Source organism: Bacillus sp. (in: firmicutes) (genome assembly GCA_017656295.1).
Classification (GTDB): Bacteria; Bacillota; Bacilli; order Bacillales; family JACDOC01; genus JACDOC01.
The window spans coordinates 241,702-266,547 of sequence record JACDOC010000001.1 but is presented as its reverse complement, the minus strand read 5'-3'; the positions used below and the strand labels follow the sequence as shown (position 1 = coordinate 266,547).

At 39.3% G+C, this 24,846-nt stretch carries 22 protein-coding genes, 1 pseudogene and 2 riboswitches; of the genes and pseudogenes, 9 read left to right on the top strand and 14 right to left on the bottom strand.

What is annotated here, in order from left to right; genetic code table 11:
* Window positions 1–99: 99 nt before the first annotated feature.
* The 5 genes from H0Z31_01305 to H0Z31_01285 form a co-directional block, all read right to left on the bottom strand.
* A complete protein-coding gene (locus H0Z31_01305; protein ID MBO8176074.1) occupies window positions 100–1,407 on the bottom strand; it encodes a hypothetical protein in 1,308 nt (435 codons plus the stop codon).
* Window positions 1,373–2,647, bottom strand: coding sequence for a M20 family metallo-hydrolase (locus H0Z31_01300; GenBank protein ID MBO8176073.1), 1,275 nt, complete (start codon window positions 2,645–2,647; stop codon window positions 1,373–1,375). Before H0Z31_01300 ends, H0Z31_01305 begins: the two co-directional genes overlap by 35 nt.
* Entirely contained in the window at window positions 2,640–3,962 is a 1,323-nt protein-coding gene (locus H0Z31_01295) for an amidohydrolase (protein ID MBO8176072.1), read from the bottom strand. Before H0Z31_01295 ends, H0Z31_01300 begins: the two co-directional genes overlap by 8 nt.
* A complete protein-coding gene (locus tag H0Z31_01290; protein ID MBO8176071.1) occupies window positions 3,955–5,154 on the bottom strand; it encodes an amidohydrolase in 1,200 nt (399 codons plus the stop codon). The genes H0Z31_01295 and H0Z31_01290 overlap by 8 nt, the downstream gene beginning before the upstream one ends.
* Before the next feature lie 578 nt (window positions 5,155–5,732).
* On the bottom strand, window positions 5,733–6,182 hold the full coding sequence (locus H0Z31_01285) for a hypothetical protein (protein MBO8176070.1): 450 nt from the start codon (window positions 6,180–6,182) through the stop codon (window positions 5,733–5,735).
* Window positions 6,183–6,261: 79 nt separating this feature from the next.
* On the opposite strand from H0Z31_01285, the gene H0Z31_01280 reads away from it, so the two are divergent.
* The 6 genes from H0Z31_01280 (at window position 6,262) to H0Z31_01255 (ending at window position 11,962) form a co-directional block, all read left to right on the top strand.
* Window positions 6,262–6,981 (top strand): metallophosphoesterase family protein, encoded by a 720-nt coding sequence (locus H0Z31_01280; protein MBO8176069.1) that lies wholly within the window; start codon window positions 6,262–6,264, stop codon window positions 6,979–6,981.
* A 212-nt stretch (window positions 6,982–7,193) separates the two neighbouring features.
* Window positions 7,194–8,201, top strand: a complete 1,008-nt coding sequence (locus tag H0Z31_01275; GenBank protein ID MBO8176068.1) for a tripartite tricarboxylate transporter substrate binding protein — start codon at window positions 7,194–7,196, stop codon at window positions 8,199–8,201.
* A gap of 80 nt (window positions 8,202–8,281) precedes the next feature.
* The gene (locus H0Z31_01270) at window positions 8,282–8,743 is read left to right on the top strand and encodes a tripartite tricarboxylate transporter TctB family protein (protein ID MBO8176067.1); all 462 of its coding nucleotides are present in this window, start codon (window positions 8,282–8,284) and stop codon (window positions 8,741–8,743) included.
* Window positions 8,744–8,755: 12 nt separating this feature from the next.
* Entirely contained in the window at window positions 8,756–10,276 is a 1,521-nt protein-coding gene (locus H0Z31_01265) for a tripartite tricarboxylate transporter permease (protein MBO8176066.1), read from the top strand.
* A gap of 1 nt (window position 10,277) precedes the next feature.
* On the top strand, window positions 10,278–11,648 hold the full coding sequence (locus tag H0Z31_01260; protein MBO8176065.1) for an acyclic terpene utilization AtuA family protein: 1,371 nt from the start codon (window positions 10,278–10,280) through the stop codon (window positions 11,646–11,648).
* The gene (locus H0Z31_01255; GenBank protein ID MBO8176064.1) at window positions 11,645–11,962 is read left to right on the top strand and encodes a DUF4387 domain-containing protein; all 318 of its coding nucleotides are present in this window, start codon (window positions 11,645–11,647) and stop codon (window positions 11,960–11,962) included. Before H0Z31_01260 ends, H0Z31_01255 begins: the two co-directional genes overlap by 4 nt.
* On the opposite strand, the gene H0Z31_01250 is transcribed toward H0Z31_01255, so the two are convergent.
* The 7 genes and pseudogenes from H0Z31_01250 to H0Z31_01220 form a co-directional block, all read right to left on the bottom strand.
* The gene (locus H0Z31_01250; protein MBO8176063.1) at window positions 11,949–12,644 is read right to left on the bottom strand and encodes a response regulator; all 696 of its coding nucleotides are present in this window, start codon (window positions 12,642–12,644) and stop codon (window positions 11,949–11,951) included. The two genes, H0Z31_01255 and H0Z31_01250, sit on opposite strands and share 14 nt — an antisense overlap.
* Window positions 12,637–14,238 (bottom strand): sensor histidine kinase, encoded by a 1,602-nt coding sequence (locus H0Z31_01245; protein ID MBO8176062.1) that lies wholly within the window; start codon window positions 14,236–14,238, stop codon window positions 12,637–12,639. The genes H0Z31_01250 and H0Z31_01245 overlap by 8 nt, the downstream gene beginning before the upstream one ends.
* A 653-nt stretch (window positions 14,239–14,891) precedes the next feature.
* Window positions 14,892–16,364: a hypothetical protein gene (locus H0Z31_01240; protein MBO8176061.1), complete on the bottom strand. Its 1,473-nt coding sequence runs from the start codon at window positions 16,362–16,364 to the stop codon at window positions 14,892–14,894.
* 73 nt (window positions 16,365–16,437) lie between these two features.
* A riboswitch (cyclic di-GMP riboswitch) is annotated at window positions 16,438–16,522 on the bottom strand.
* Between the two features lie 511 nt (window positions 16,523–17,033).
* Entirely contained in the window at window positions 17,034–17,492 is a 459-nt protein-coding gene (locus tag H0Z31_01235; protein ID MBO8176060.1) for a hypothetical protein, read from the bottom strand.
* Window positions 17,493–17,505: 13 nt separating this feature from the next.
* Window positions 17,506–17,994: an NERD domain-containing protein gene (locus H0Z31_01230; GenBank protein ID MBO8176059.1), complete on the bottom strand. Its 489-nt coding sequence runs from the start codon at window positions 17,992–17,994 to the stop codon at window positions 17,506–17,508.
* 41 nt (window positions 17,995–18,035) lie between these two features.
* On the bottom strand, window positions 18,036–18,962 hold the full coding sequence (locus tag H0Z31_01225) for an endonuclease (GenBank protein ID MBO8176058.1): 927 nt from the start codon (window positions 18,960–18,962) through the stop codon (window positions 18,036–18,038).
* A 344-nt stretch (window positions 18,963–19,306) separates the two neighbouring features.
* Window positions 19,307–19,629: pseudogene (locus tag H0Z31_01220) on the bottom strand (DUF2628 domain-containing protein).
* A 453-nt stretch (window positions 19,630–20,082) separates the two neighbouring features.
* On the opposite strand from H0Z31_01220, the gene H0Z31_01215 reads away from it, so the two are divergent.
* Window positions 20,083–21,027: a LytR family transcriptional regulator gene (locus tag H0Z31_01215; protein ID MBO8176057.1), complete on the top strand. Its 945-nt coding sequence runs from the start codon at window positions 20,083–20,085 to the stop codon at window positions 21,025–21,027.
* Window positions 21,028–21,355: 328 nt separating this feature from the next.
* Here the strand turns inward: H0Z31_01215 and H0Z31_01210 are convergent, their stop codons facing one another.
* Complete coding sequence (locus H0Z31_01210) at window positions 21,356–21,475, bottom strand: transposase (GenBank protein ID MBO8176056.1); 120 nt, start codon at window positions 21,473–21,475, stop codon at window positions 21,356–21,358.
* 167 nt (window positions 21,476–21,642) lie between these two features.
* Window positions 21,643–22,896 (bottom strand): hypothetical protein, encoded by a 1,254-nt coding sequence (locus H0Z31_01205; GenBank protein MBO8176055.1) that lies wholly within the window; start codon window positions 22,894–22,896, stop codon window positions 21,643–21,645.
* A gap of 23 nt (window positions 22,897–22,919) precedes the next feature.
* Window positions 22,920–23,002: riboswitch (cyclic di-GMP riboswitch) on the bottom strand.
* Window positions 23,003–23,126: 124 nt separating this feature from the next.
* Between H0Z31_01205 and H0Z31_01200 the strand changes: the two genes are divergently transcribed.
* Window positions 23,127–24,023 (top strand): S-layer homology domain-containing protein, encoded by an 897-nt coding sequence (locus tag H0Z31_01200; GenBank protein MBO8176054.1) that lies wholly within the window; start codon window positions 23,127–23,129, stop codon window positions 24,021–24,023.
* Window positions 24,024–24,172: 149 nt separating this feature from the next.
* Window positions 24,173–24,838, top strand: coding sequence for a hypothetical protein (locus H0Z31_01195; protein ID MBO8176053.1), 666 nt, complete (start codon window positions 24,173–24,175; stop codon window positions 24,836–24,838).
* The last annotated feature ends 8 nt before the right edge of the window (window positions 24,839–24,846 follow it).

Sequence of the window (24,846 nt, the reverse complement as noted above, 5' to 3'; positions counted from 1 at the left end):
AAAATTTGAGCAAAAGAACATCTGTGGTTAACAATATCAAAGACTTGCTCTTTTGCCCTTGATTAAATTCTCTGGCTATAATACAAATTCCAATACCTTTTAAAAAATAAGTTGGTAGATTTTACGTGGACGTCCACGACCGACTGACTCTTCACCAGTTACCTTGGCAAGGCCAATACGTTCCATTTCAGCTAATATCCGCCTTGCGTTTCGTTCGGTACTTTTTAACCAACGAGCCAGATCATGTGATGTGATAGCCGTTTGCCCGTAATGATGGGAAAGGGATTCAATTTTTGCTGCCAGTGACGAACTGATACCAGCGTCTTTAAATAACTTTTCCCACTCACTACCTTGTTTCCGTTGTATATAAGAAATATGTTGTTCGTCCTCAAGTAATTCAATAACTTTTTTATCCTCATTAATAATAACCACACCAGAATCCTCTTGTTTTCTGACTTGTTCAATGGCCATTCTTACATGTTCTTCTGCTTCGAGAACGGTTAATCCATAGCCAATTCCAATCCGAACAGGTAATTTACTATTCACAAATATCTCGTCTACTATTGAATAAATAGAGCGTTGTTTTGTAAAACGTTCTAGTTCTCCTCTGGTCGTATATATATAATGCAAACCATCGCCAACTTGAACGATGGAACCACTTATTTCTTCTACGAAGTCGAGCAATACTCGCTTAAGTTCAAGTTCTTGATGTTTCAGCTTAAAAGAAAATGGATGGCCCATACTTGCTTGAGAAGGATAAATAATTTCAATGCCAATCATAACAAGCTGGGATTTTCGATACCAACTTGTTTGGCCTCGCTCTTTAATAAAGCCTAATGACCTCTGAACGGCGAGCTCTGATTGAATCACACGGTACACAGGAATCCTTAATTTTTTTAGTGCATGGTAAACCGAACTGATACAAGTAATTGCAACGTCTATTTGGTTGTTTTCATATAAATTCTTATGAAATTGAATAATGTCCTCAGCAGGCATATAGCCAGAATACGAAATTGTATAAAAGGTTAGTTCATGAAGCGAGAACGCATTTTTAGCCTTTTCAATTTCATCTTCTTGTATCGTATCAAGACTAACACGATGAACAATTTTCCCTTCCTTCACGAACATTTCAAGAAGTGTGCTAAGCAAACTAGACCCATGTAATGGGACATAGCTACCTTCATCCTCTGTTAGAACTCCCTTTGATAAAGCATAATAATAAGGTGCTTGCCCTGAGAAAAACCATTGATCTACCCAGTCATGATTCCGTACAATGATATCTTCTGTTTCTTCTGTTCGTTCATAGATAAATGGAATTAAATCGAGCTCCTTAAAATGTTCACCTGCTTTTAAAACTTGCGTAACAGAATCCTTAGGCCCTACTACTCCCACTCGTACTTTTTTCATTTAAACCACCTGCTTCTTTTTTTAAAAAGCCAGCGATGATGTTTACACCTAATCGCATATCTTCAAGGGAGGCATGTTCAGCAGGATGATGACTTAGCCCATCTTTACAAGGTATAAAAATAAGTCCTGATGGCCATTTCTTTGCCATATTCATCACGTCATGCCCCGCTCCACTATTCATCATTAAATAAGAGTAACCCATCTCGCTAACAACTTTTTTTAACTGTTGTTGAATGCGTTCATCTAAAAAGACAGATGGATTATCAACCAGTTTTTCTATTTCGATAGAAACATGATACAAACGCTCTAGTTCATTACATTTCTCTCGAATGGATTGCTCTACGATTTTTTTTAGAGAATCTTCGACACTTCTAATATCGATTCCGACCTCGACATACCCAGGAATCACATTTATCGAATTCGGCTTTACCTCCATTGTACTAACTGTCGCTACAACAGGTGTAGAGTTTTCTTCGCTAAGTTTGGTTGCCGTTTCGGACACATAGGAGATAAGAGGTGCAACTGCTACTAACGCATCTCGACGTCCGTTCATTGGGGAAGTACCCGTATGTCCCGCAAGACCAAATACTTTGACTTTAAGACGGATCGGACATGCCACTCCATCAACAATTCCATAATCTTTTTGATTTTCTTCAAGAACGGTTCCTTGTTCGATATGTAACTCTAAAAAGCATTTCAACTCTTCCTTTTTCCGTTCAGCTTTCGAAAACTCATCCCAATTAAATCCAAGGGTTGCCACGGCTTCTCGAATCGAAATACCTGAGGAATCTTTTACACTCCCAATTTGTAAATCTAACAATCCGGCCATTGCTTTACTGCCTATTGTAGAAATACCAAATCTAGCAGATTCTTCGGAGCGAAACACAATCACCTCAATCGGATGAGTTGGCTGGTATCCTTCGTCTTTTAATTGCTTAACAGCACCAAGGGCACAAAGGACACCTGCAGTTCCGTCATATCCCCCACCCGACACCACTGTATCCAGATGGGACCCTACTGCTACTGCTGGTAAATCTTCTGACGCGCCTATCCAGCGGGCAATCACATTTCCTGCTTGGTCCCTTTTAATTTCTAGCCCTAATTCTTTGGCGATTTTTTCAAAAGCAGCTATCGATTGATTTTCTTCGTTTGAATAGCCAAGTCTTGTAAAGCCCTCTGGTTGATTCATCTTATCCACTAAATTCAATTGAAGTAAATGGTCTTCAAGCCATTTAAGCATGAACAGTTCCCTCCTTTTTAATCATCTCTAGGACTGTTCGTGATAAGGTTTCAACAGCTGTAGGAATCACCATTTCATCATAGTCAAATTGAGGATGGTGGTGTCCTGCACGTAATGGACTTGCAAAAATCATAAAAGTAGCCTTTCCACCATGTTTTTGGACATGATTCATCATATATGTCACATCCTCAGAAGCTCCAATTGGTAAGACGGGGAACACCTTTTCAATCAACGAGCTTTGTTGGCTTATTTTTTCAACAATCGGTATAAACACCTCATCACAAGTAGCATTGAGTGCTGTACCAACAAACTCGATCTCCACTTGAACATCATATAAAGCAGCACTTGCCTTAATGATTCGCAACGCTTCTTCTGTCATATATTCGTTAAGTGCAGTTGTTTCACCACGTGTTTCAATTTCCATACGAGCATAATCTGGTACGATATTTCTGCCGCTACCTGCTTCTAATTTACCGATATTTATTCTAGTAGCCCCATCAGCATGGCGAGGAATCCCGCTTAAATGAAGACTTGCAGCAGCTGCCGCTAACAGGGCATTTTTTCCTGCGTTTGGTTCAAGACCAGCATGTGCTGACTTTCCTTTTAAAATAATGTTATATTTTGAACTCGCTAAAAATTTGTTGGTAGTTGCAGCAACGGTACCTACTGGAAGCGAATGAACGCCAATATGTCCACTAAGAAAATAATCTACATGATCAAGCCACCCACGCTCGACAATTGGCTTTGCCCCTCTTCCACCTTCTTCTGCAGGTTGAAAAATAAGTGTAAATTGACCCGTAAGTCCATCTTTGAAATGTTGAAGAAAGCGAGCAACTCCTAACCCAATCGCTGCATGTCCATCATGCCCACACGCATGCATAACGCCGTCCCTTTTTGAAGAAAAATGATATTGAGTTGGTCGATGTTCTAGGTCACGAGACTCTTGTATTGGTAACGCATCAATATCAAACCTCATTGCCACATGCTTTCCCGGACGTCCGGTTAGAAATTGGGCGATGACACCAGTGTGTCCTCCCTTCATTTTTTCAAGAAAGTCCATTGGAACTCCCATTTTCTTGGCACGTTCTTCATTTTTTAAAAGTTCTTGCTCAGAAGGAACTCCTAACCGGGCCGAGCTTACCATCATATCTTTTCCAACCGTAAGCTTGTATCCCATTGCTTCTAATTCTTTTGCCAGCTTATATGTAGTTACATATTCCGTCCAGCCTACTTCAGGGTGTTCATGAAGCTCACGCCGTTTTTTGATTAAATAGGGTGTAATAGATTGGATAAAAGATTCATAGCTTTCACTCATGGACGACACTCTCCTTTTTATCATTTAATTTTTTCAAAATATCGATCGCTGCTTGGGCCATTAACTCAATACCATAAGGTAAAGCATCTTCATTTACCATAAATTGTGGATCGTGTAACGGCTTTTGTCCTTCTCCAATAGATGTACCAAGCCAATAAAAGACACCTGGATACTTTTGTAAAAAGCGCCCAAAATCTTCTCCACCCATACAAGGTTCAACGTGAGGAGTACTATTTTTACCAAATAAATTGGTTGCCGTTTCTTTTATTTGATCAGCCCATATAGGCGTATTTACCGTAGCTGGATAACCGTCCATGTATTGAATCTCTACTTTAGCCCCCATCGATTGAACGATACCTGTAACAACCTGATAAAATTTTTCTTTGATTAGTTGCTTTGTTTCGTTTGTAAAAGTACGAACCGTTCCTTCTAATGTGACCATATCAGCAATCACATTGTACCGATAGCCACCCTCAATTTTTCCGATGGTAATAACAGCGGAATCAACTGGATCGACATTCCGACTAACAATCGTTTGTAAGGATGTAATGACTTGATTAGCAACAATAACAGCATCAATCGCTTGGTGAGGCATACTCGCATGGCCGCCCTCCCCTTTAATCACAACTTTGAAACGATCAGAATTGGCCATTATTGGTCCTGGTTTTACACCAATGGTACCAACGGGAAGATCAGGCCACACATGCTGACCAATAATGACGTCTGGCGTATAAGTACTAAATACACCATCCTCCATCATCTTTGCTGCTCCTCCACTTGGCGCATTTTCTTCAGCAGGTTGAAAGACTAGTAAAATAGTACCTTGGAGACTATCTTTCACTTCATTAAGTAAAATACCTGCTCCTAATAACATAGCCGTGTGCGCATCATGACCACAGGCATGCATCTTCCCGTTCACTTTTGAAGAGAATGGCAAATTCGTCTGTTCTGTAATGGGAAGGGCATCAATATCTGCCCGTAAAGCAACGGTCTTTCCGGGCTTAGCACCTTTTATAATTCCCAATACTCCTGTCTTAGCAAAACCCGCTTCAAATGGAATACCGTACTTCGTTAACACTTGTTGAATTTTCTTAGAAGTTTCGTATTCCTCTCCGCTCAACTCTGGGTTTTCGTGAAGGTCTCTTCTAATATTAATCATTTGATGAATAATTTTTTTTGATTTTCCTTTCATACTGATAACCATATGATTCTCAACCTTTCTAAATTTACGGGATGCCACGAATACGATTTTGTTTTTCATACTAAACATCTTTTAAGGAAAAATTCCTTTTTATTACCGTTAATAAATATATACTACATAATTTGTTTGAATTCCTTTAATTTTTTGAAAATATAATAGCTAAATGGCCAACTGTAAGATTTGATTTAGTTATTCGACCGCTTTTTTGCAATTGTCCCAATTTGTTTTGAATTTTGTTTGAAGGTCCTATAACTTTACTTGCAGTTCCGGCAATATTACTTTCAGTTCGCACTATTTTTCTTGAAGTTCGAACTACTTTACTTTACGTTCACTCTACTTTACTTTTAGTTCGCACTACTTTTCTTTACGTTCACTCTACATTTCTTGAAGTTCAGGTAATTTTACTTTCAGTTCGTTAAAATTTACTTAAAGTTCGTTACTACTTTCTTGAAGTTCCGGCACTTTTACTTGAAGTTCACACTACTTTTCTTTCAATTCCTGCTATTTTTCTTAACGTTCACGCTACTTTACTTTCAGTTTCCACAACGTCATAGCAGCTGTCCTTTATCTTATCTGTCAAATTTCCAAACAATTTTCCACTGGCCTTTTTCCTTTACTACATACACGTCTTGCTGAATTGTGAAGGTCCCGAATTTACTATGAAAAGTTTGTTGTACCGTAACTTGGTACGCTTCCTTGAACGCTGGGCCGTCTTCGCTCATTTTAGATCGTTTTTCAGCTTCGTCGGAAAGGGTGAAATCAAAGGTGGTCACACCGAAATGACTCATGTAAATATGAGAACGCTCTGTCACGTAGCTATTTTTTACAAAGCGTTCTTTCATCGTGGAATGAAACAGCTCCCATGCGCTGCCAAAATCCCCTTTTTGCTCATATGCGTAAAATTGGCGTACAATGGAGGTAGGGTCAGGTTTAGAAGTAAATATAAAATATCCCGCTATACCGAGAAGTCCTGCAACTACTAAAAAAAGGATGTTTCGTAAAGCATGGGGGTTACTCATCTGATCACGCCTTTTTTCGTCTTTTAACCAAATTTATATGTACGATAGGTAAAAACTTTGTCTCAAAGGAGGTTCCTTTATGAAAATCGCCTTTATTTCAGATATTCACGGCAATGCGATCGCGCTGGATGCGGTGATGGCAGAGCTTCAACAAAAGAAAGTCGACCAGATCTATGTACTTGGCGACCTATGTTACCGAGGGCCGGAGCCGAAAAGAGCGCTTGAAGTGATTCGTTCGTTGGATGCGGAGGTTATTAAAGGAAATGCCGATGAGTGGGTCGTGCGTGGTGTAAAAAAAGGAGAAGTGCCAAATCACGCGTTGGAATTGATGAACCGCGAGCGGGACTGGACGGTTTCGCAGCTAGATACGGAAGACTTAGAATACTTAAAACAGTTACCAACAGAAAAGACGATTCATGTAGAAAACGTGACGATCCATGCGTTCCATGCGACACCGGATAGTTTGTTTGATGTGGTCTTACCGCACATGGATGATAACGTAATCCAAGAAAAAATCATGTCCAAAAAAGATCCCGATATTTACGTGTATGCTCATATACATAAGCCGTACATTCGCTATATTAATGGAAAGATTGTGATGAATTTAGGCAGCGTCGGTTTGCCGTTTGACGGAATGCCGAAAGCTTCGTATGCGATGGTGGAAATAGAAAAGGGGAATATCCGGACCTCCATTGAACGAGTAAACGTGGACATTGAAAAAGTCGTTGAAAAATATCAAGAAGTGAACTACCCGAATGCGGAGATGATGATTGATATCGTACGAAAAGGGAGTTTGTAAGCCGTCTTTAAAAGGCGGCTTTTTTGTTTGGGTAGCCTGAAACTACAATTTTCCCAAGTCAACCGTTTTCTAATTCTTTCAAAATTCCCCTATGAACTTTATGAACAAAATGCCCAATACATACAAAATGCGGTTATTTTTCGGAATATTCACAACGAACTTGATAAAAGGTTATGATGAAAACGATTCCAATAAGCAAAGGGGGTTTTTTCATGAAACGGTTGGCATGTTTAATGGCTGCTTTCATGGTTATGATGCTAGCAGCTTGTAGCGGAAATAGTGAGACCGCATCAAATAACGGGAACAATGGGGATTTTAAACCACAAAAACCAATTGAAGTGATTGCTCCTGCGGGTCCTGGCGGTGGTTGGGACACGACAGCACGCACGGTAGCTAAAGTTCTGCAAGAGGAAAAAATCATTGATCAACGGATGGCGGTTGTGAATAAACCAGGCGGTGGAGGTGCTGTCGGTTGGGCATATGTCCATGGTAAAAAAGGAGACAATCATACCCTATTTGTAACGTCACCACCTATTTTATTCGTTCCACTCAATGGTCAATCGGACTTAGGTCATAACGATTTTACTCCAATTGCGGGAGTCATTGCCGATTATGCAGCCTTTATCGTAAGTGCAGATTCACCATTTGATAACATGAATGATTTAGTCGAAGCGTTAAAGAAAGATCCGAAATCCGTATCCATTGTTGGAGATTCGGCTCCAGGAAGTATGGATCATTTGCAATTTGTAAAAGCCGTGAAAGCAGCAGGAGTTGACGTTAAACAATTAAAATATGTGTCTGCCCAAGATGGAAACGGAATGAGCATGCTGCTTGGCGGAAAGGTCGATGTATACTCTACCGGTTTAGCCGAAGCGACCGAACAAGCTCGAGCAGGAAAAGTGAAAGTTTTAGCGATTACGGCACCGGAACGTCTCGAAGGTGAAACGATATCCGAATTCCCAACCCTCAAAGAACAAGGCATTGACGATGAATTTATCGTATGGCGCGGCTTTATGGGGCCACCTAATATGGACCCTGCAGCGGTAAAATATTACGAAACTGCAATTAAACAGATGATGGAAACAGATACGTGGAAAGAGCAGCGTGACAACTTCGGTTGGAAAGACAACTTTATGTCTAGTGAAGAGTTTAAAGAACATCTGGATAAAGAATACGCCATTATGAAAGAGCTCATGGAAGAAATCGGTTTAGCTAAATAACCGTATACTACATTTATACAAAGGAGGATGGTTCATCTATCCTCCATTCTCCTATTTTTAAAAGAAAGAAGGTGTTGATCGTGTTCCTTCATTCAACGAACCGGAAGATATCAGTGATTTTACTTCTGTTCGCGGTATTCTATTTGTATTTGAGTTACCAATTACCAGAATTCCCTTATGCGATTGTGGATTCAGACGTCCTTCCGAAAGGCTTAGGCTTTTTATTAATTGTGTTATCCATTGCATTATTTATTGAAAATAAACCAGAAACCGAAGCAGAAAAAGAAAAGAGAAACTTAAAGAAAGAAGAACTCACTATTCTTTTGACCATATTAGGGATGATTTTACTTTATATTTGGCTATTAGAATGGGTAGGGTTTGTGTTAACGACCATCGCCTTTTTGCTCGTGACTACAAGACTTTTAGGTTATCAAAACTGGAAAGTGAATAGTCTCGTAGCGGTTTTGTTTACATTCACCGTCTACTTTTCTTTTAATTACTTACTCAGCATTTATTTACCGCAAGGCATCTTGCCATTCTAAAGGAGGAAGCCTATGGACTACTTAGATAGCATTCTCTATGGTTTTAAAGTCGCATTAACCTTTCAAAATATTTTATTTGCTTTTATTGGTGTTTTTGTCGGTACCATCATTGGTATGCTGCCTGGTCTTGGCCCAATCAGTGCGATTGCCATCATGATTCCGCTTAGCTATGGAATGGAACCAGCTTCGGCGTTAATTTTAATGGCTGGTGTGTATTACGGTGCGGTGTTTGGTGGATCGACTTCTTCTATTCTATTAAATGCTCCAGGTATTTCGGGGACAGTCGCTACCGCTTTTGACGGATACCCGTTAGCGAAGCAAGGAAAAGCGGGAAAAGCATTGGCGATTGCTGCGATTGCCTCCTTTTGCGGTGGTACGATCAGCGTCGTTGCCTTAATGCTTGTCGCCCCAGTAATGGCCGATTTCGCGATTACATTTGGACCAACTGAATATTTTGCTCTCATGCTTCTTGGACTAACGGCCATTGCTAGTTTGTCGGAAGGTTCAACCATCAAAGCGCTGATTTCAGCGACTCTCGGATTAATCGTGGCTACAATCGGAATGGATCAGCAAACAGGAACGCAGCGCTTTACGTTTGGAACTCCGAATTTACTTGAAGGCATCGATTTTCTCATCATTGCCCTCGGTTTGTTTGCGTTAGCGGAAGTTTGTTCGTTAATTCTGACGCGAAAGCAACACAACTTTGGAAAAGATTCCAATGTGGGTGAGTTAAAAATTTCGAAAAAAGAAGCAAAAGAAATTTCTGGTCCGATCGCACGGCACTCGGTTCTCGGCTTTATACTTGGCGTCCTCCCTGGTGCGGGTGCAACCATTGCATCTTTTATGTCTTATCTAACTGAAAAACGATTAGCTAAAGATTCCTCTACTTTCGGAAAAGGAAATTTAAAAGGACTAGCAGCACCTGAAGCATCCAATAATGCCGCCACGAGCGGTGCTTTTGTTCCATTATTAACTCTCGGTATTCCAGGGTCAGGAACGACAGCCGTTTTACTAGGTGCCTTATTAGTTGTGGGCGTGCAACCAGGTCCATTGATGTTACAAGACCACCCGGATGTGTTTTGGGGAGTCATTGCCAGTATGTATATCGGAAATATCTTTTTATTAATTTTAAATTTACCGCTCATTCCTTATATCTCTCGTATTTTATACATTCCAAAACCGATGCTTATTTCGCTCATCATTGTGTTCTGTTTAATCGGTGTGTACGCCGTAAGTTTTAACACGTTTGACTTATACTTGCTAGTCGCTTTTGGCGTGTTAGGGTATTTGATGAGAATTTTCTCGTTTCCAGCACCACCGTTTATTTTGGCGTTCATTTTAGGCGGCATGATGGAACAAGCGTTTCGTCAAGCCCTTACCATCTCTAACGGACGTTACACGATCTTTTTTGAAAGTAAAATTACAATTATCTTGTTAATTCTTTCTTTCCTATCGCTAGTCATCCCGTTGATTCGTCAACGGTTAAGCAAACGAACAGAAATTCATAACCAAGGCCGAGAGAAGGAGATGTAAAATGAAAGAAATTCGAATTCTCTCCCCTCAAGGAATGCTTGGATACGGCTATCCGATCGAATCTTTAGAATACGGACTAGCACAACATCCCCATGCAATTAGTGTGGATGCGGGCTCAACAGATGGTGGCCCGCACCGGTTGGGGATGGGGGTAGGAGGTGTAAGTCGTTATGCTACGAAAAAAGACTTAAAGCCTCTTGTGATAGCTGCAAAAAAGCACAACATCCCCCTTCTCATCGGATCAGCTGGAGGTTCAGGCGCCAACCTTCGTGTTCAATGGACGGTGGATATATTAAAAGAAATTGCTGAAGAAGAAAATATAGAGCTAACGATTGCAGCCATTTACGCAGATGTGTCCAAGGAATGGTTAATGACCAAATGGGAACAAGGAAAAGTCACGTCGGTCGGTTCCGCTCCTCTTTTAACCGAACAGGCGATTCAAGATACAACCGCCCTAGTAGGACAAATGGGCGTAGAACCGTATTTAGAGGCCTTAAAAGAAGGAGTCGACATCATCGTAGGTGGCCGAACGTATGACCCGGTGATGACGGCTGCTCTTCCCCTTTTCTATAGAATGGACCCTGGTCTCAGCTGGCATATGGGAAAAATTTTGGAGTGCGGGGCAATCGCTGCCACACCAGGGACGGCTAAAGACGGCATGATTGGTATGATCCGCGATGACCACTTTTTAGTTCGTCCGTTACATCCGAGCCGAAAATGTACCATCCAATCCGTAGCTGCACATACGTTGTATGAAAAATCTCATCCCTACCTTCTACCAGGTCCAGGGGGTATCCTTGATTTATCACAGTGCAAATTTTCGCAAGAAGATGAGCGAACCGTTCGTGTCACAGGTAGTCAATTTATTCCTTCGTCCCAATACGAGATTAAATTAGAGGGGGTTCGACCTTCAGGTTATCGAACAGTACTCGTTGCAGGCGTTCGCGATCCTTTCTTCATCCATCAACTGGAAACCATTATTGAAAAAGTGAAAATGGATGTCGCCGACTATTTTCCTGAAATTGAGTCCAGCGAAGCGAAACTTTATTTTAAATATTATGGACTCAATGGGGTGATGGGCCCTTGGGAGAAAACATCATCTGAGCCACTGGAGGTCGGAATCGTGATCGAAGTCGTGGCACCAACGCAAGAATTAGCAGATAGTATTTGTGCCTACGCCCGGTCCGTGTTGATGCATATCGATTATGAAGGAAGAGTATCTACCGCCGGAAATTTAGCACTTCCTTTTGCACCTCCAGAATTTTCAGCAGGGCAAGTGTTTGAGTTCTCGATTTATCATACAGTTGCTGTCGATGACCCTCTCGAACTTTTTACGATTAAACGTATCACCTTGGGAAGGAGAAAGTCATGAGTAAACAACCTTTAAAAGACCTCGCTCAAGTTGTTCGTAGTAAAAATGCCGGACCGTTTGAAATAACATTTGATATGATTTTTCCAGACCAGCCCTCCTACGAACGAGTAAAAACGTCCAATGTAATTACGAAAGAAACGATTGCGAACCTCTATCAAATCCATCTAGAGGACATTGTCGAACTTGTCTATTTTGACCAAGCCTATGCGATTAAATTTACAATCAAACGAACCATTTCCTCAGGAGCGCCTGGAGAACGAGATACCTATGGTGCGCAGCAGCACGCTCCACTTCTCGAACTTATGATCCCTTAAATTGTAAGGAAATATATCTTCGTTCAGGTCTGCCGACACTACCATACGTGAGGTCGGCACGTACCGCTCCTGTCGAGACGAGATATTCTAAATAACGGCGAGCGGTGGTTCGACTCACACCCACGTATTGACCTAATTCTTCCGCAGTAACTCCATCGGAAAACCGTAATAGATGCTGTTGTACTTTTTTTAACGTTAATGGATCAATCCCTTTAGGAACGACCGATTCGTTCACTTCTTCTTCCTTCATACGATGCAATAAGCGATCGACTTGATGTTGGTTGACTTCTTTCATTGTTTGGAGATTATTTCGATATTCACGGTATTTTTCTAATGTTTGCTGGAGTCGTTTAAAAATAATCGGTTTAATTAAAAAGTCAAACACTCCGCCGCGAATCGCTGCTTCTACTCGATCCACTTCCTTCGCTGCCGTAATTAAAATCACATCAACGTCTCGGTAATGTTGTCGAATATACCATAAAAAATCGATTCCGTCCCCATCGGGAAAATACACATCAAGTAACAAGAGGTCTGGCTCAAGAATAGCGATGACCTCTTTCGCTTCATCAATCGACGACGCCACTCCGCATACTTCAAATCCTTCTACTTTTTCCGTAAAGCGACGATTAATTTCTGATATTTTCATATCATCTTCCACAATGAGTACTTGGACGTTACTCATGCTCTTTCCCCCTTTTCGGAATGACGACGGTAAAAACGGCCCCTCCTTGAGGACTGTTCTCAACCGTAATGTACCCATTTAAATAGTGAGCGGCTTGGTTGGCTAAATATAGCCCCATACCTCTTCCTTCCCCTTTTTTCGTGCTCACACCTTTTTGAAAAATTTGATCGATCAACTCTTCCGGTATGCCGTTCCCGGAGTCCTCGACTTCAAAAATCAAATCGTCCCCGATATCCGTCATAAATAAATGAACCGTTTTTTCTTTTTTATTTGCGGCTAACACGGCGTCAAAGGCGTTATCAAGTAAGTTTCCAATGATGGTGACAAGCTTCTCGCGATGGATATGGGGTGGGATGTCTTTCATACTGCTCTCTTCATCTATCTGCAAGTCGATTTTTAACTCGTGGGCCCGGTTATATTTTCCTAGAATAATAGCGGCAATCATCGTATCTGGAACCGTTCGCATTAACTGTTGAATGATCGTTTGATATTCTACAGTTTCTTTATGTATAAAATCGAGCGCTTCTTGATAAGAACCAAGTTGTATGAGTCCTGAGATGGTGTTTAGTTTATTCGAATATTCATGCGTTTGAGAGCGTAATGCTTCAGCGAATCGGTGAACTTGGGTTAATTCTTTCGTCAGTTGGTCAATTTCTGTTTTTTTCCGAAAACTAGATACGACTCCTATGATGTCATCGCCATTAAAAATGGGTACCCGATTGACAATGAGTTCGTTGTTTCCAATCTTGAGTTCTTCGTCAAAATGACTTTCTTTCGTTTGGAGCACTTCTACCATACGTGAGTTTGGTATTACTTCATGAATCGATTGACCAATCCAATTTTTCTTCCGGTCCATCCCGAGAATGTCATAAGCTTGTTGGTTAACCATCGTAATGTTCCCGCTGTTATTAATGGCAATAATCCCTTCACGAACAGATTCTAAAATGGCGTGTTTTTCAACAAATAGACTCGCAATCTCATGAGGTTCCAGTCCAAAAATCGCCTTTTTAAACCCTTTGGAAATGTAAAAAGAACCGATTGCTCCAATTGTGAGGACGAAAACAACAAGAAACATCACTTTGAATTGATAGTGCTTTTCGATCGTTTCAATGTCTTCTAAAAGAAAGCCAACCGACACAATGCCAATGACTTCTCCTTTTTCGTCAAAAATCGGCGCTTTCCCTCGTAAAGATGGACCAAGAGAACCGACCGCTTTGGATACGTACGACTCGCCTTTTATTAGCGCACGATCGTTATCCCCACCAACCATCTTTTTCCCAATCCGCTCAGGAATCGGATGGGAATAGCGAATACTATCTTTATTTCCGACAACGACAAATTCGGCTCCGGTTTTGATGCGCACATCTTCAGCAATCGGTTGAATCACAGAAGATGGATTCTCTAAACTAAATGCCTCGCGAATCGCTGGCATCTCAGCAACCGTTGTCGCAACATGTAACGCCCTTTTCCCTGTTTGTTCTTCCAACGTTTCAGAGATCATATGGGTAAAATAAGATCCTAAGATCCCTAACACTATTAACAAGAGCAAACAAATAAACAACGCCATTTTCGTATGAAGCTTAATTGCTCTCATGATGATCTCCTTCAGATAAATTCTGTTATTTATTATAATTGGAATTGTTATATTTTAAAATATTCGTAAAATTATGCTTGGAGTGCTACCAAACCATTATTGTATTTTTATTTAAATGTCAATATTATTTTTTAGAACGAAATTATAAATAACGAACACAGAGAAGGTGATGAATTGTTTAAGCGAAATGCCTTAGCTGCTTTATATACATCTTTTTTTTCTAACAATAGGTCTTGCCGTCCTTCCATACTTTTTGTTATGTATTCGGAAAAGAGTGAGATGGGTAATCCGTATACAAAATTACCAATTGTATACGCTATAATCAGTTCCATCCTTTTTTTCCTGGTTGATGGAAGACTTAAAAATTACTAGTACAAATTATTAGAGTAACTCACTTATTGTTCATTTCTTGTTTTACGAGTGCATTAGTTCAACATAAGTAAAAAGGCATTGTTAAAAAACAATGCCTTTTTTTTGCGAAAGAAGTAACATTTACCTAACGAACCGGGAACCGTTATCCTAATTAGATTTTTGTACTCTAACTCGAACCCGTTAAATGAATATCCAAGCGTTTTTTATCTTATATTTTTTATTTTTTCTCTAAATATATTTAAGTGATTCGGTAGTTCTTTTTTCTCTTGATCTCTTATATATTAATCTTGGTCATCATCGTCCTCTTTTTTGTCTTTCCCTCTGTTCTCATTCTTTCGTTCTTCATGTTTTTCCTTATGATCTTTTTTGTCGGATTCTTTTTGTTTATGGTGGTCTACGTTTTCTTTCTGTTCTGTATGTTTATCGACTTTTTTTGGTTCTGCTTTGTCATTTTCTTCTTTATGTGCTTCATTTTTCTCTAATCTTTTATTCTGTTCTTTCGCTTCTTCACGGTCTTTGTTTCTGTGCTCACGGCGTTTTTCTTCTTCACGTTGTTTATCTTTGTGTTTCGCCTCACGTTGTTTTTCTACTGCTTTTTGACTTGATTCTGCGTTCATGTTTACAGCTACTTGACGAACAGATTCTTTGTCCTCGTTTTCATTAACTTTTTCTTGATTTTGTTCGTTCTCTTTATTGCCTTTATGTTTGCTATTTGCCTTTTCGAGGACTTTTCCTACAACTTTATCTGATTCTTTTTCGAATTCCTTCCGCAGTTCTTCTTGCTCTTCAACTAACTCTTCGTTCATTTCAGCTAGTTTTTTGTCATATTCTTCTTGAGTCATCTCGCCAGATGCTAGTTTCTCTGACAGTTCCTCACGTTGTTGATCGGCTTTCCATTCTTTTTCTTGGAGCTTAGCCAATTTTTTATTGATTTTCTTCTCTAACTTCTTTTGAGCCTTTTCAATATTCTTTTGAAGAGCTTCTTTTGCTCGAGGATTTTCAACTTTTTCAAGAGCTGCCGTTAAAGCTAAGATGTTCGCAGTGAATTTTTCTTCAAGCGCTTGGCGAATGGAATCGTCGGAAGCAGGTGGTTGCTCCTCGGCCTCTTCTTCATTGGTAGTGTCGGTTTCATTTTCAGATGAAGCGTCCGTCTCCTCTTCAGAATCAGACTCAGCCTCTTCATATTTCGCTAGGGCTTGTTCTTGTTGCTCAATCGCTTTTTCTAGCACTTCTTTCGCTAATTCTTCTTCACCGTTCGCAATCAGGGCCTCGGCTTCTTGAATCCGCTCTTGGGCAAAAGATACGAGTAATTCTGCTTCTTTCACCTCATCAAATGTTAACGCTAGTTGCACATTTTCAAGAAGGATTTTTACAAAATAGAAAAAGTCACCCGGTAAAAGGGAAGGAGTTTCGGTTCCCTCTTCTTGTTCAGTAATTGGCTCGGCTTCTGGGGCAGGTTCTTCATTAGTCATATCACCAGTTTCTTCAGCTGCTGGCTCTTCGTTACTTCCTTCATCCTCTGGTGCTTGTTCCTCTTCGGTTGCTTCTTCTGAGGAAGACTCCGCTTCTTCCGGTGTTGATTCTACCACCGTTTCATCTGTTGTCGGTTGTTCTAATATTTGCTCTTCCTGTGTGGTTTGCGGTTCTGTCGGTTGCTCATCGCTTTCGGCTAGAGCTTGACCCGTTCCTAAATAAAAGGTAAAAGCTGTCGCAAGGACACTTGTCGTAAGGACATTCCGTACATGTTTAAACATAACAATTCCTCCAATACAAATTTTTTTGATCGGAAGAATTTTGAATCTACTCATTTCGAGTAGTTCTCCATTCTTCAGCAGTCCAGCCACCATAGTGTTACCACCGTAGGTCTGTAACTTTGCGTCTCTACCTTTCGATAGATTTGCCTTTTTCAAATGAAGAACGTGTACTCGATGAAGGCGTTCTTCATTTCGCATTATTAAATATACTTTAATTAATGAAAGAAATGATATAGATAATTTTTAGTATTTTCAAGAAATATCTGATTTTTGTTGTGTAGTTCTTTTTTCACCAAATAGAACCTTTATTTTCCACGATAAACAAAAAAAGGGGACGCCTACGTGTTCCCCTTTCGTTTCGTCATGAGCCATATACAGATCTCGAAACTATCGACGCCAACATTTGAGATTGATGCCGAACGTCCCAGCAGTAGATTAATGCCATTCGGCGGCGAGCGCTACTATAAGTCAATTTCTCTTTCTGTTTGACGTAATTACTTTCAGTTCGAGAAAATTTACTTTACGTTTAATGCAATTTACTTTACGTTCCGCTAATTTTACTTTACGTTTGACCTAAATTACTTTCCGTTTAATGCAATTCTTTCAGTTCCGAATATTTTTCTTTCTGTTAGACATAATTTTCTTTCCGTTCACAATGACTCACCTTCCTTATTCAATGAGAGGCAAAACATATTTTAGATCACGGAATGTGCCAGTATAATCGAGATTCATTGCTGCTAACAGTTTTGCTGCTGACGGTACAGAAGTTAAATGCAAAAACCGCCTACACTCTCGATTAGTAATGGTCGTTCCAAGTAAAAGTGCAAAGTCGCGTAATGCAGCGATGTGGGCATCAGGATGAATCGTATGACACTTGGAACATGTCCAGCGATTGCGGTGCGTATGTTTCAAATTAGGCAGTGTATAACAGTTCGGGCAGTGGACACCTGTTAGGATGTCATCCTTTGATAGGTGAAAGACCGATAAAACATCACTATTGAGCGAGGTATGTTGTTTGAGAAAAAGACGGGAGATTTTGTTCATTTCTTTTCTAGTTATTTTCTCTTCCCGGTACATTTTTTCAAAGGCTTCGATTTTGTGAGGTAAATGGGCGGCACGGATGACCATTGGGGGAATCCTTTTATGGGGAGGAGCGGTTTTGAGAATCGCTAATCACAATGAGAAACTCGATAGGAAGCATCGGTAACTGGTAAGAGGTAAGCCATGAAATTAACTTCTTCTGTTGCCGTTCCGTTTGTAAAATCGGATCCGGAAACGCTTCTTCTTCTGAATCAATCACTCGAAGCAGTTGAATATAAGGATCTAAGTAAAGGGTCCCTTTTATATTTTTCACTTCGAGAATCAGCAGGTAGGATGCGGATAGTAATACCATATCAACTTGAACAAAGGAATCGCCTATCGGTAGCCGCAGATCATGAAAAATAAAGTAACGATCCTTCGAAATCTCATTTAGATAGTAGTCGATTGACTTCTCTCCTTCATATCCTGCACGTCTTTTCGATAGCTCTTTTTCAATCAGTTCCCGTTTCGGATGAGCTGCCGGAAGCCTTCGTAGCAAAGCTTCATATTTTTGGAGAATAAGAGGAATTTTACGTTCTTTTTTTATCAAAAGCATAACTCCCATCATAATAGAAATATCGGTTTGTTGACTTAGAAATGAATTTCATGTACCAAATCTGGAAAATCAATAAACGGGTTACGGTTTCCTTGAATGTGATAAATGGCTTGGTTGCGGTGTTTTTCATAGATGGTGACAGGGAATGCTTCATGCCATTGGATGAGTAAACGAAGATCGATTTGTTCTAAGAAGCTTTTTTTGATGGCCTTTGGGTAGCGTAAAAGAAAGTACAGCATCGCTCGAGCAGCGGCGCCTTTTCCGTATTCAGGTTCGAAGCGTCCGTCCATGACGATCCCACAATGATTGCGGATTTTTTCTGTTGGTAATTCGGGTTGATAAAAAGAAAAGTCAGCATAGGGGTAATTGGACCTTCTTGAATTGCAAGTAGGATGGCAGACAAATAAATGATGCAAATCGCCTTTCATTGGTTCACGTGCATGAAACCAAGATTGGGGAACAATATGTTCTGTATTATACTTTAGTTCCCTATCAATAATTTTCATTTTTTTCAATAAGGTAGAGTCCTTCTTTTTCACTTGTTTTAAAAGGGATTGGAATTGGACATACCTTTTTTGATTCGTTAAAAAGTCTTCCTGAATGAGCTTTTGCGGATCCTCTTTTTCCCCAGAATAAATACTTTTCACCGATCCATCCGGTTGCAAATCGACCCATGGATATAAATAGCGGTCTTTACTGATGGAATAAGGTAATTGGTTTTTATGCGTTGTTTTGACTAGTTCATGAAAAAGGTGAAACAATTCCGTCGCAGATTTATTTGGATGGCTAACATCTTTATAATAGGTTTGAATGTCTTTTATATCACTTTCTTCATTATAATAATGGGTGGGATCTTGCCGAATTTTCTCTTGATTTTTTAATAAAAGAAGCGAAGTGCGAAGACGATCGTTCACTTGCCTTTCTTGTTGTTCGGAGAAATAATTCGTCACTAATTGTTGCATCTGTCTCTCCTCATTTTTCATCAATGGAAAGCCTCCCTTTATTTAAACAAACGTTTATTTATATCTTGGATTAAACAAACGTTTATTTAGACCTTGTCTTAAGTAATTATTTCGCCATTTATGATTTATTTCCTTTTTATCATCGAGGTTGCTCGTATGCTCGATAACTAGAAAAAGTATTTTACTATACATTTTTATATCTTTAAAATCGGTAAGTAAAACTAATGGGTGTCATCTAAAGCGGATTATAAGAGGGGTTAGAACAGGAGATACGGATTTAAAAATATATAAGGCTGATCTAATAAAATGTAAAAATAAGATCAGCCTCAAGTTTTTAAATAAAGTTATGCATTAACGTTTTGTGATGTTGATACCGTAGAAATAATTCCTCTAGATTGTAATTCAGTTTTTGTCTGCTCATCTGCAGGGCGGTATCCTTTTTCTAATAATTCTTTTATGTATATTTTGTTATAAACAAATGAAAAAATAATACCAGGAATCCAGGCTCCAAATCCAAGAGTAAACAATCCAACTACTGTTGCAGTAATAAACATAATAGCCGCCCACTTCAAATCTCCTCTAAATAGTGCCGGGAAAAATCCAAAGAGCTAAAACCTATTTTAACTTCCTTGGTTACACCTGCATCATTAATTAATCTCCCTCGCATGGCTTTTTCCTCCTTATGACGTATAAATAAATACTAAACCAATTTTACCACAATTACTCCAGAAATTGTATATTGTTGTAAAAATTAATTATTTCCACTATTTCAAATACATAAGTTTTACTTTTCAAGTGGACTTTAGAACTTTTACAACATATGAATAGCTTTGGTTATGTTTAAACTTAATTTTTTAATAAATCGGCGATCAGCTTTGTCGTAGTCCTATTAAATCAAATTATTCCATCTATACGGAATAATAAATATTATTTCTGTAATCATCCAATCATATGAAAGATTCAAACAGACCTAATAATCAAGTGTACTAACACAAAATAAATATTCTGCTAAAATTTTCATTTCAGTGGAACAATAACCATTGTCAAGGTGGTTCGTTTCAAATAATCTACAATTAAAATAGAATAAATATTTTCGTGTGACGAAGAAAGGAACATGAGTATGGCAAATCAATTGCGAAGTGAGCGTAAAAAAAAGAAAAAGCGCTGGTGGAAACGGATCGGGGTGTTCTTCCTCTTTGTTTTGATAGCTGGAGGAGCGTATGCGTATTCTGTTTATCATTCTTTAAATAAAGCCATTGAAACCATCCACGAACCGATTGAGCGAGTGAAGTCGGGTAAACGTGAAGAAGAATTGAAGTTGGAGAAAAAAGAACCTTTTTCGGTGTTGCTCCTTGGTGTCGATGAGCGAAAAAATGACAGCGGACGTTCCGATACAATGATTGTGTTGACGGTAAATCCGAATGAGCCTTCTGTTCAAATGGTCAGCATTCCACGGGATACGCGAACGTTGATTGTCGGTAAAGGGGTTAAAGATAAAATTAACCATGCGTATGCGTTTGGTGGTGTAGATATGGCTATCGCCACGGTGGAAAACTTTTTAGATATCCCGATTGATTACTATATTCAAGTGAACATGGAAGGATTTAAAGATATTGTCGATGCGGTCGATGGAGTGACGGTTCAGAATGATTTTTCGTTTACGTATGGAGGAGTCCATTTTCCTAAAGGGGAAATTACGTTAAACGGCGAGGAAGCTTTATTATATTCACGTATGCGCAAACAGGACCCGCGTGGAGATTTCGGCCGCCAAGATCGTCAGCAAAAAATTATACAAGGGGTCATCAAAAAAGGCGCAAGCATTTCAAGCTTGTGGAACTACGGAGATATTTTTAACGCGATAAGTAAAAACGTAAAAACAAATATGTCGTTTGAAGAAATGGTCGAAATTCAGAAAAACTACCGAGAAGCTGGAAAACATATCGACCGCCACCAAATCTCTGGAAGCGGAAAAACGATCAACTCGGTATGGTATCTCATCGTGTCTGATGAAGAAAAAGAAAGAGTGCAAACATTATTAAAAAAGCACCTTGAACTTAACGATTAGAGTGAATCTTTAATAGTTTAAAGGAGTGAGGGACAGTCCCGCGTTGCTTTAAAGCAACGCGGGACTGTCCCTCACTAGTGTCCCTCACTAGATTACTCCCCTACCACTTTAAAGTATTCCAATCCTACCATAAATTACATTCGACAAATTTTGTCGAATATTGTAGAATAAATTCCGCGGTAATACTTTGGTTGGCTAGTCATCCCCTTCCCAACTGGATGGCTAGCCCTTTTTATTTTAGGTTCTATACTAAATGTTGGGGTAAAGAATTTCATAAAAATAAAGGTTCTCCATCAAATGTTGGGGTGGTAAAGAAATCAGGCCACCCCTATCCTATATGTAGACCCATTCCTTTATACTGATGTCTTAATAAGATTCTTGCTCGAAATCTCTTGAAGTTTTTATATCCATAGTCGTTTCGCTTGATGACTTTTGTCGTATTATTGATTCTTTCAAAAAGCTTCCTTCAGATTCCGCGTCACCACGGACACCCTTGCGTTAAGCTAACTGCTACTTCTACCTTCGCAGTTCGGGACTTTCACCCTATAGATTACACCCATGCCGGGCACACATAAAAGAGGTATGCAAATTCATATCTGCATACCTCCTTAACTACTATTCTAAGTTTTCTTCTTCAGCTGTTGGTTCTGGATTTTCATTTGGAAAATCAGTATCTTGTTCATCTTGTACTTCTTCATTTTCGGTTGATTCTTCTTGCTTATTCGTATCGTCTTCAGTTTGATCTAAACCTTCTTCTTGTTCTACGGGTTCATCCTCAACTGATGGAACCGTCTTTCCTGCACGTAATTCCTTTACTCGTTCAATTTCAGATTGGGCTAGCTGGATTAAATCTTCTGCACGTTGTTCTAATGCTGTGACTTCAGCATCGTCTTCGCTTACTTTTTTCTTAAGGTTTTTAATTTGCTTTTTCACTGCATGAAGTTTGTTAATTTGAGCATTTAATTTGCCAATAAAACTTTGGGAACGATCCTCACTATCCTCTGTGTCGCCTTCGTCTGACTCTTCATCTTCATCGATGTCGTCATTTTCTTCTGTGATATCTTTTGTTTCATCCTCTTCTTCATCTACGCCGTCAATTAATGTTGCTTCTATAACTAGGACACCAGAATTGAATAAACTAGAATGTTCCTCTGTTTCCTTCGATTCAACTCCACTTTCATCTTCTGATCCTGTATTGTCTGGATTTTCGGTAGTTTCCTCTTGGGAACCATCTACTTTATCCATTACCGAATCGTTTGTAGCATCCTCTTCAGATGAAGAATCTTCCGTATTTTCCGCTCCTTCTTCAGCATTACTTCCCTCATCGTTCACGGAACTCTCATCTTTAATTGAGGAATCGTCTGTACTTTCTTCTTGATCAGTTTCCGTTGTTTCTTCTTCCGTTGAACCAGTTTCATTTTCTGACTCGGTTTCTTCCCCGTTTTCTTCCGTTGAATAATATTCAGTTATTTCGTTTGACACTTCATTAATTTTTTCTTCAATTTTATCTAAACGTTTTGAAATACTATTTGTTCTCTTAATTTTTCCTTTTTCTTTATTTGGTTTATCTTTATCTTTTTTTCCTGGATGATCCTTTTCTTTCTCTGGTTTGTCTTTTTCAGGTTTGTCTTTCTCTTTTTCAGGTTTCTCTGGTTTTTCTTTATCTTTATCTTTTTCTGGTTTATCGTAATCTTTTTCAGGTTTTTCTGGCTTACCTGATTCCTTGTCTGGCTTTTCTGGTTTGCCTTTCTTTAATTGGGATACCTCTTCTTCCGATGATAATGGGCTAGCTGCAGAAATAGGTGCAGACACCATTAAAGAAAATAATGAAACAAAAAGGCATGCTTTCATTAAAAATTTTCTTTTCATTACCTTTCCTCCTGTTTAATGGTAATGGCAGCTGGCTGGCATAGGAATCCCCTTAGCCCCTATAGCTTTGTGACATCAGGTTTCCCTGATTGTACCCTACTCCATAGTAGCAAACATTTTTTTAAAACAAAATATATTGTGGAAAAAACGGTATAATCTTCCCATTCTTCCTTACTCTACTAGAATTATATAATAGACATGATTATGAACTATAAAAAGGTGGGTCATGTATGAAGCGGATTATGATTCTTTTTATTACAACATGGTTCCTGTTACCTAGCATGAACTCGTCAGCCGCCACTAATTTCCCAGATGTAAAGGAAGACTTTTGGGCTTACGATGAAATTCATTTTCTTGTAGAAAATCAAATTATTAGAGGATACAAGGACGGGAATTTTGGGCCAAATGACCCGATTAAACGAATGCAAGCGGCAGAGATGTTAGTGAAAGGCCTCGGTCTAAGCACAGAAAATCGTCCAAATCCAAATTTTAAAGATCTTAAACCAGGCGATTATGGCTATGAATACGCTGCTACATTAGCAGATGAAGGAATTATGACTGGAAGTAATGGCTATTTTAAACCATGGGATACATTGACAAGAGGCCAAATGGCGAAAATCCTTGCAGAAGCATATGACCTTTTATATGTGTACGATTCTGAATTTACTGATGTGCCGTATGATCATTGGGCTTACGACTACGTATCTAGTTTATTTGATAATCATATAACGACCGGTTACCCTGACGCTACATATCGTCCTAACGGAAATTTAACACGAGCCCAGTTCGCTGCGTTTATGGCAAGAATTCTCAATGATTCCTTCAAACAAACCGTTCTGATAAATCCAATCAATTATGAGTGGGATCAAGAGGGAGGACTCACTCTATTAGTAGAATTCAAAAATAATTTTGATTATCCTGTGGAGTTAAGAGATACTATGGTTGCTGTCACAGCAGATGGTGAAATTATAGCGGAAGGACTATTTGAATTCACAGCCGATGAATTTTCTTTAAAAGCAAAAGATACTGCCCAAATCGGTTTATATTTCTCACCTGATCTCGTTTATTATGTAACCGAAATGAACAACATCAAGCTATATTCACATACTAATTTTGTAAAAAATTAATATAAAAAGTGCCGTGACTTCAAACGGCACTTTTTATTGTACCTAATAGTATATTTTCGACAATTTTCGTTCCTATGACCTGTCGATAAATGGTGTATAATGGAAGTGTTAGATTGATAGTTTTAGAATTGTTATCTAGGAGGGATTAGATGTCCTATCGTTTAAAATTATGGCAAGGCTTGTTCAAACGAGACGTCGCCAGCTATCAATTACATAAAGCCGAAATTTTTTATGGTGTATGGGCACGTGTAGTCCTTCTTTTATTTTGTAGTGCCGTTATATACGGGGTAAGTGGATTGCTAGGCATTGGGACAGAGCCGATTGTAAAAGAAATCCCAAATACTGGTTTAGATAAGATCTATATAAAACTTTCATTATTTACGCTTGGAAAGATGTTTGCTGGGATTGTCATTGCTTTATTTCTACTATTCGCCCCAGCGCTTATTTATTGGTCATTAACCGACATCCCTTATCGAAAGCTTGTGATTATACAAACGTTTGTTTTAATGATCTTTTTATTAGAGCGAGTGGTGAACATCCTCCTTATGTACGTGTTTCATTTACCTTGGTTTTCGTCGCCACTATCGCTAGGTGTTGTAGCACAAACACTTGAACTGCCAACTCTTGTCATTTATTTGGCTGGTGGAATCTCGATCTTTTTTGTTTTATCGATCAAGATCACGTATGACTTTTTAAAACAACTGACGGACACCTCACGAATGAAAGTCCTCTTTATGGTCGTTTGTTGGCATGTGTTTTTACTATTGACTCAAACAATACTCGCTTTTGTCGATGTTTCGACATTGTTCTCTTAAAGGAGGGC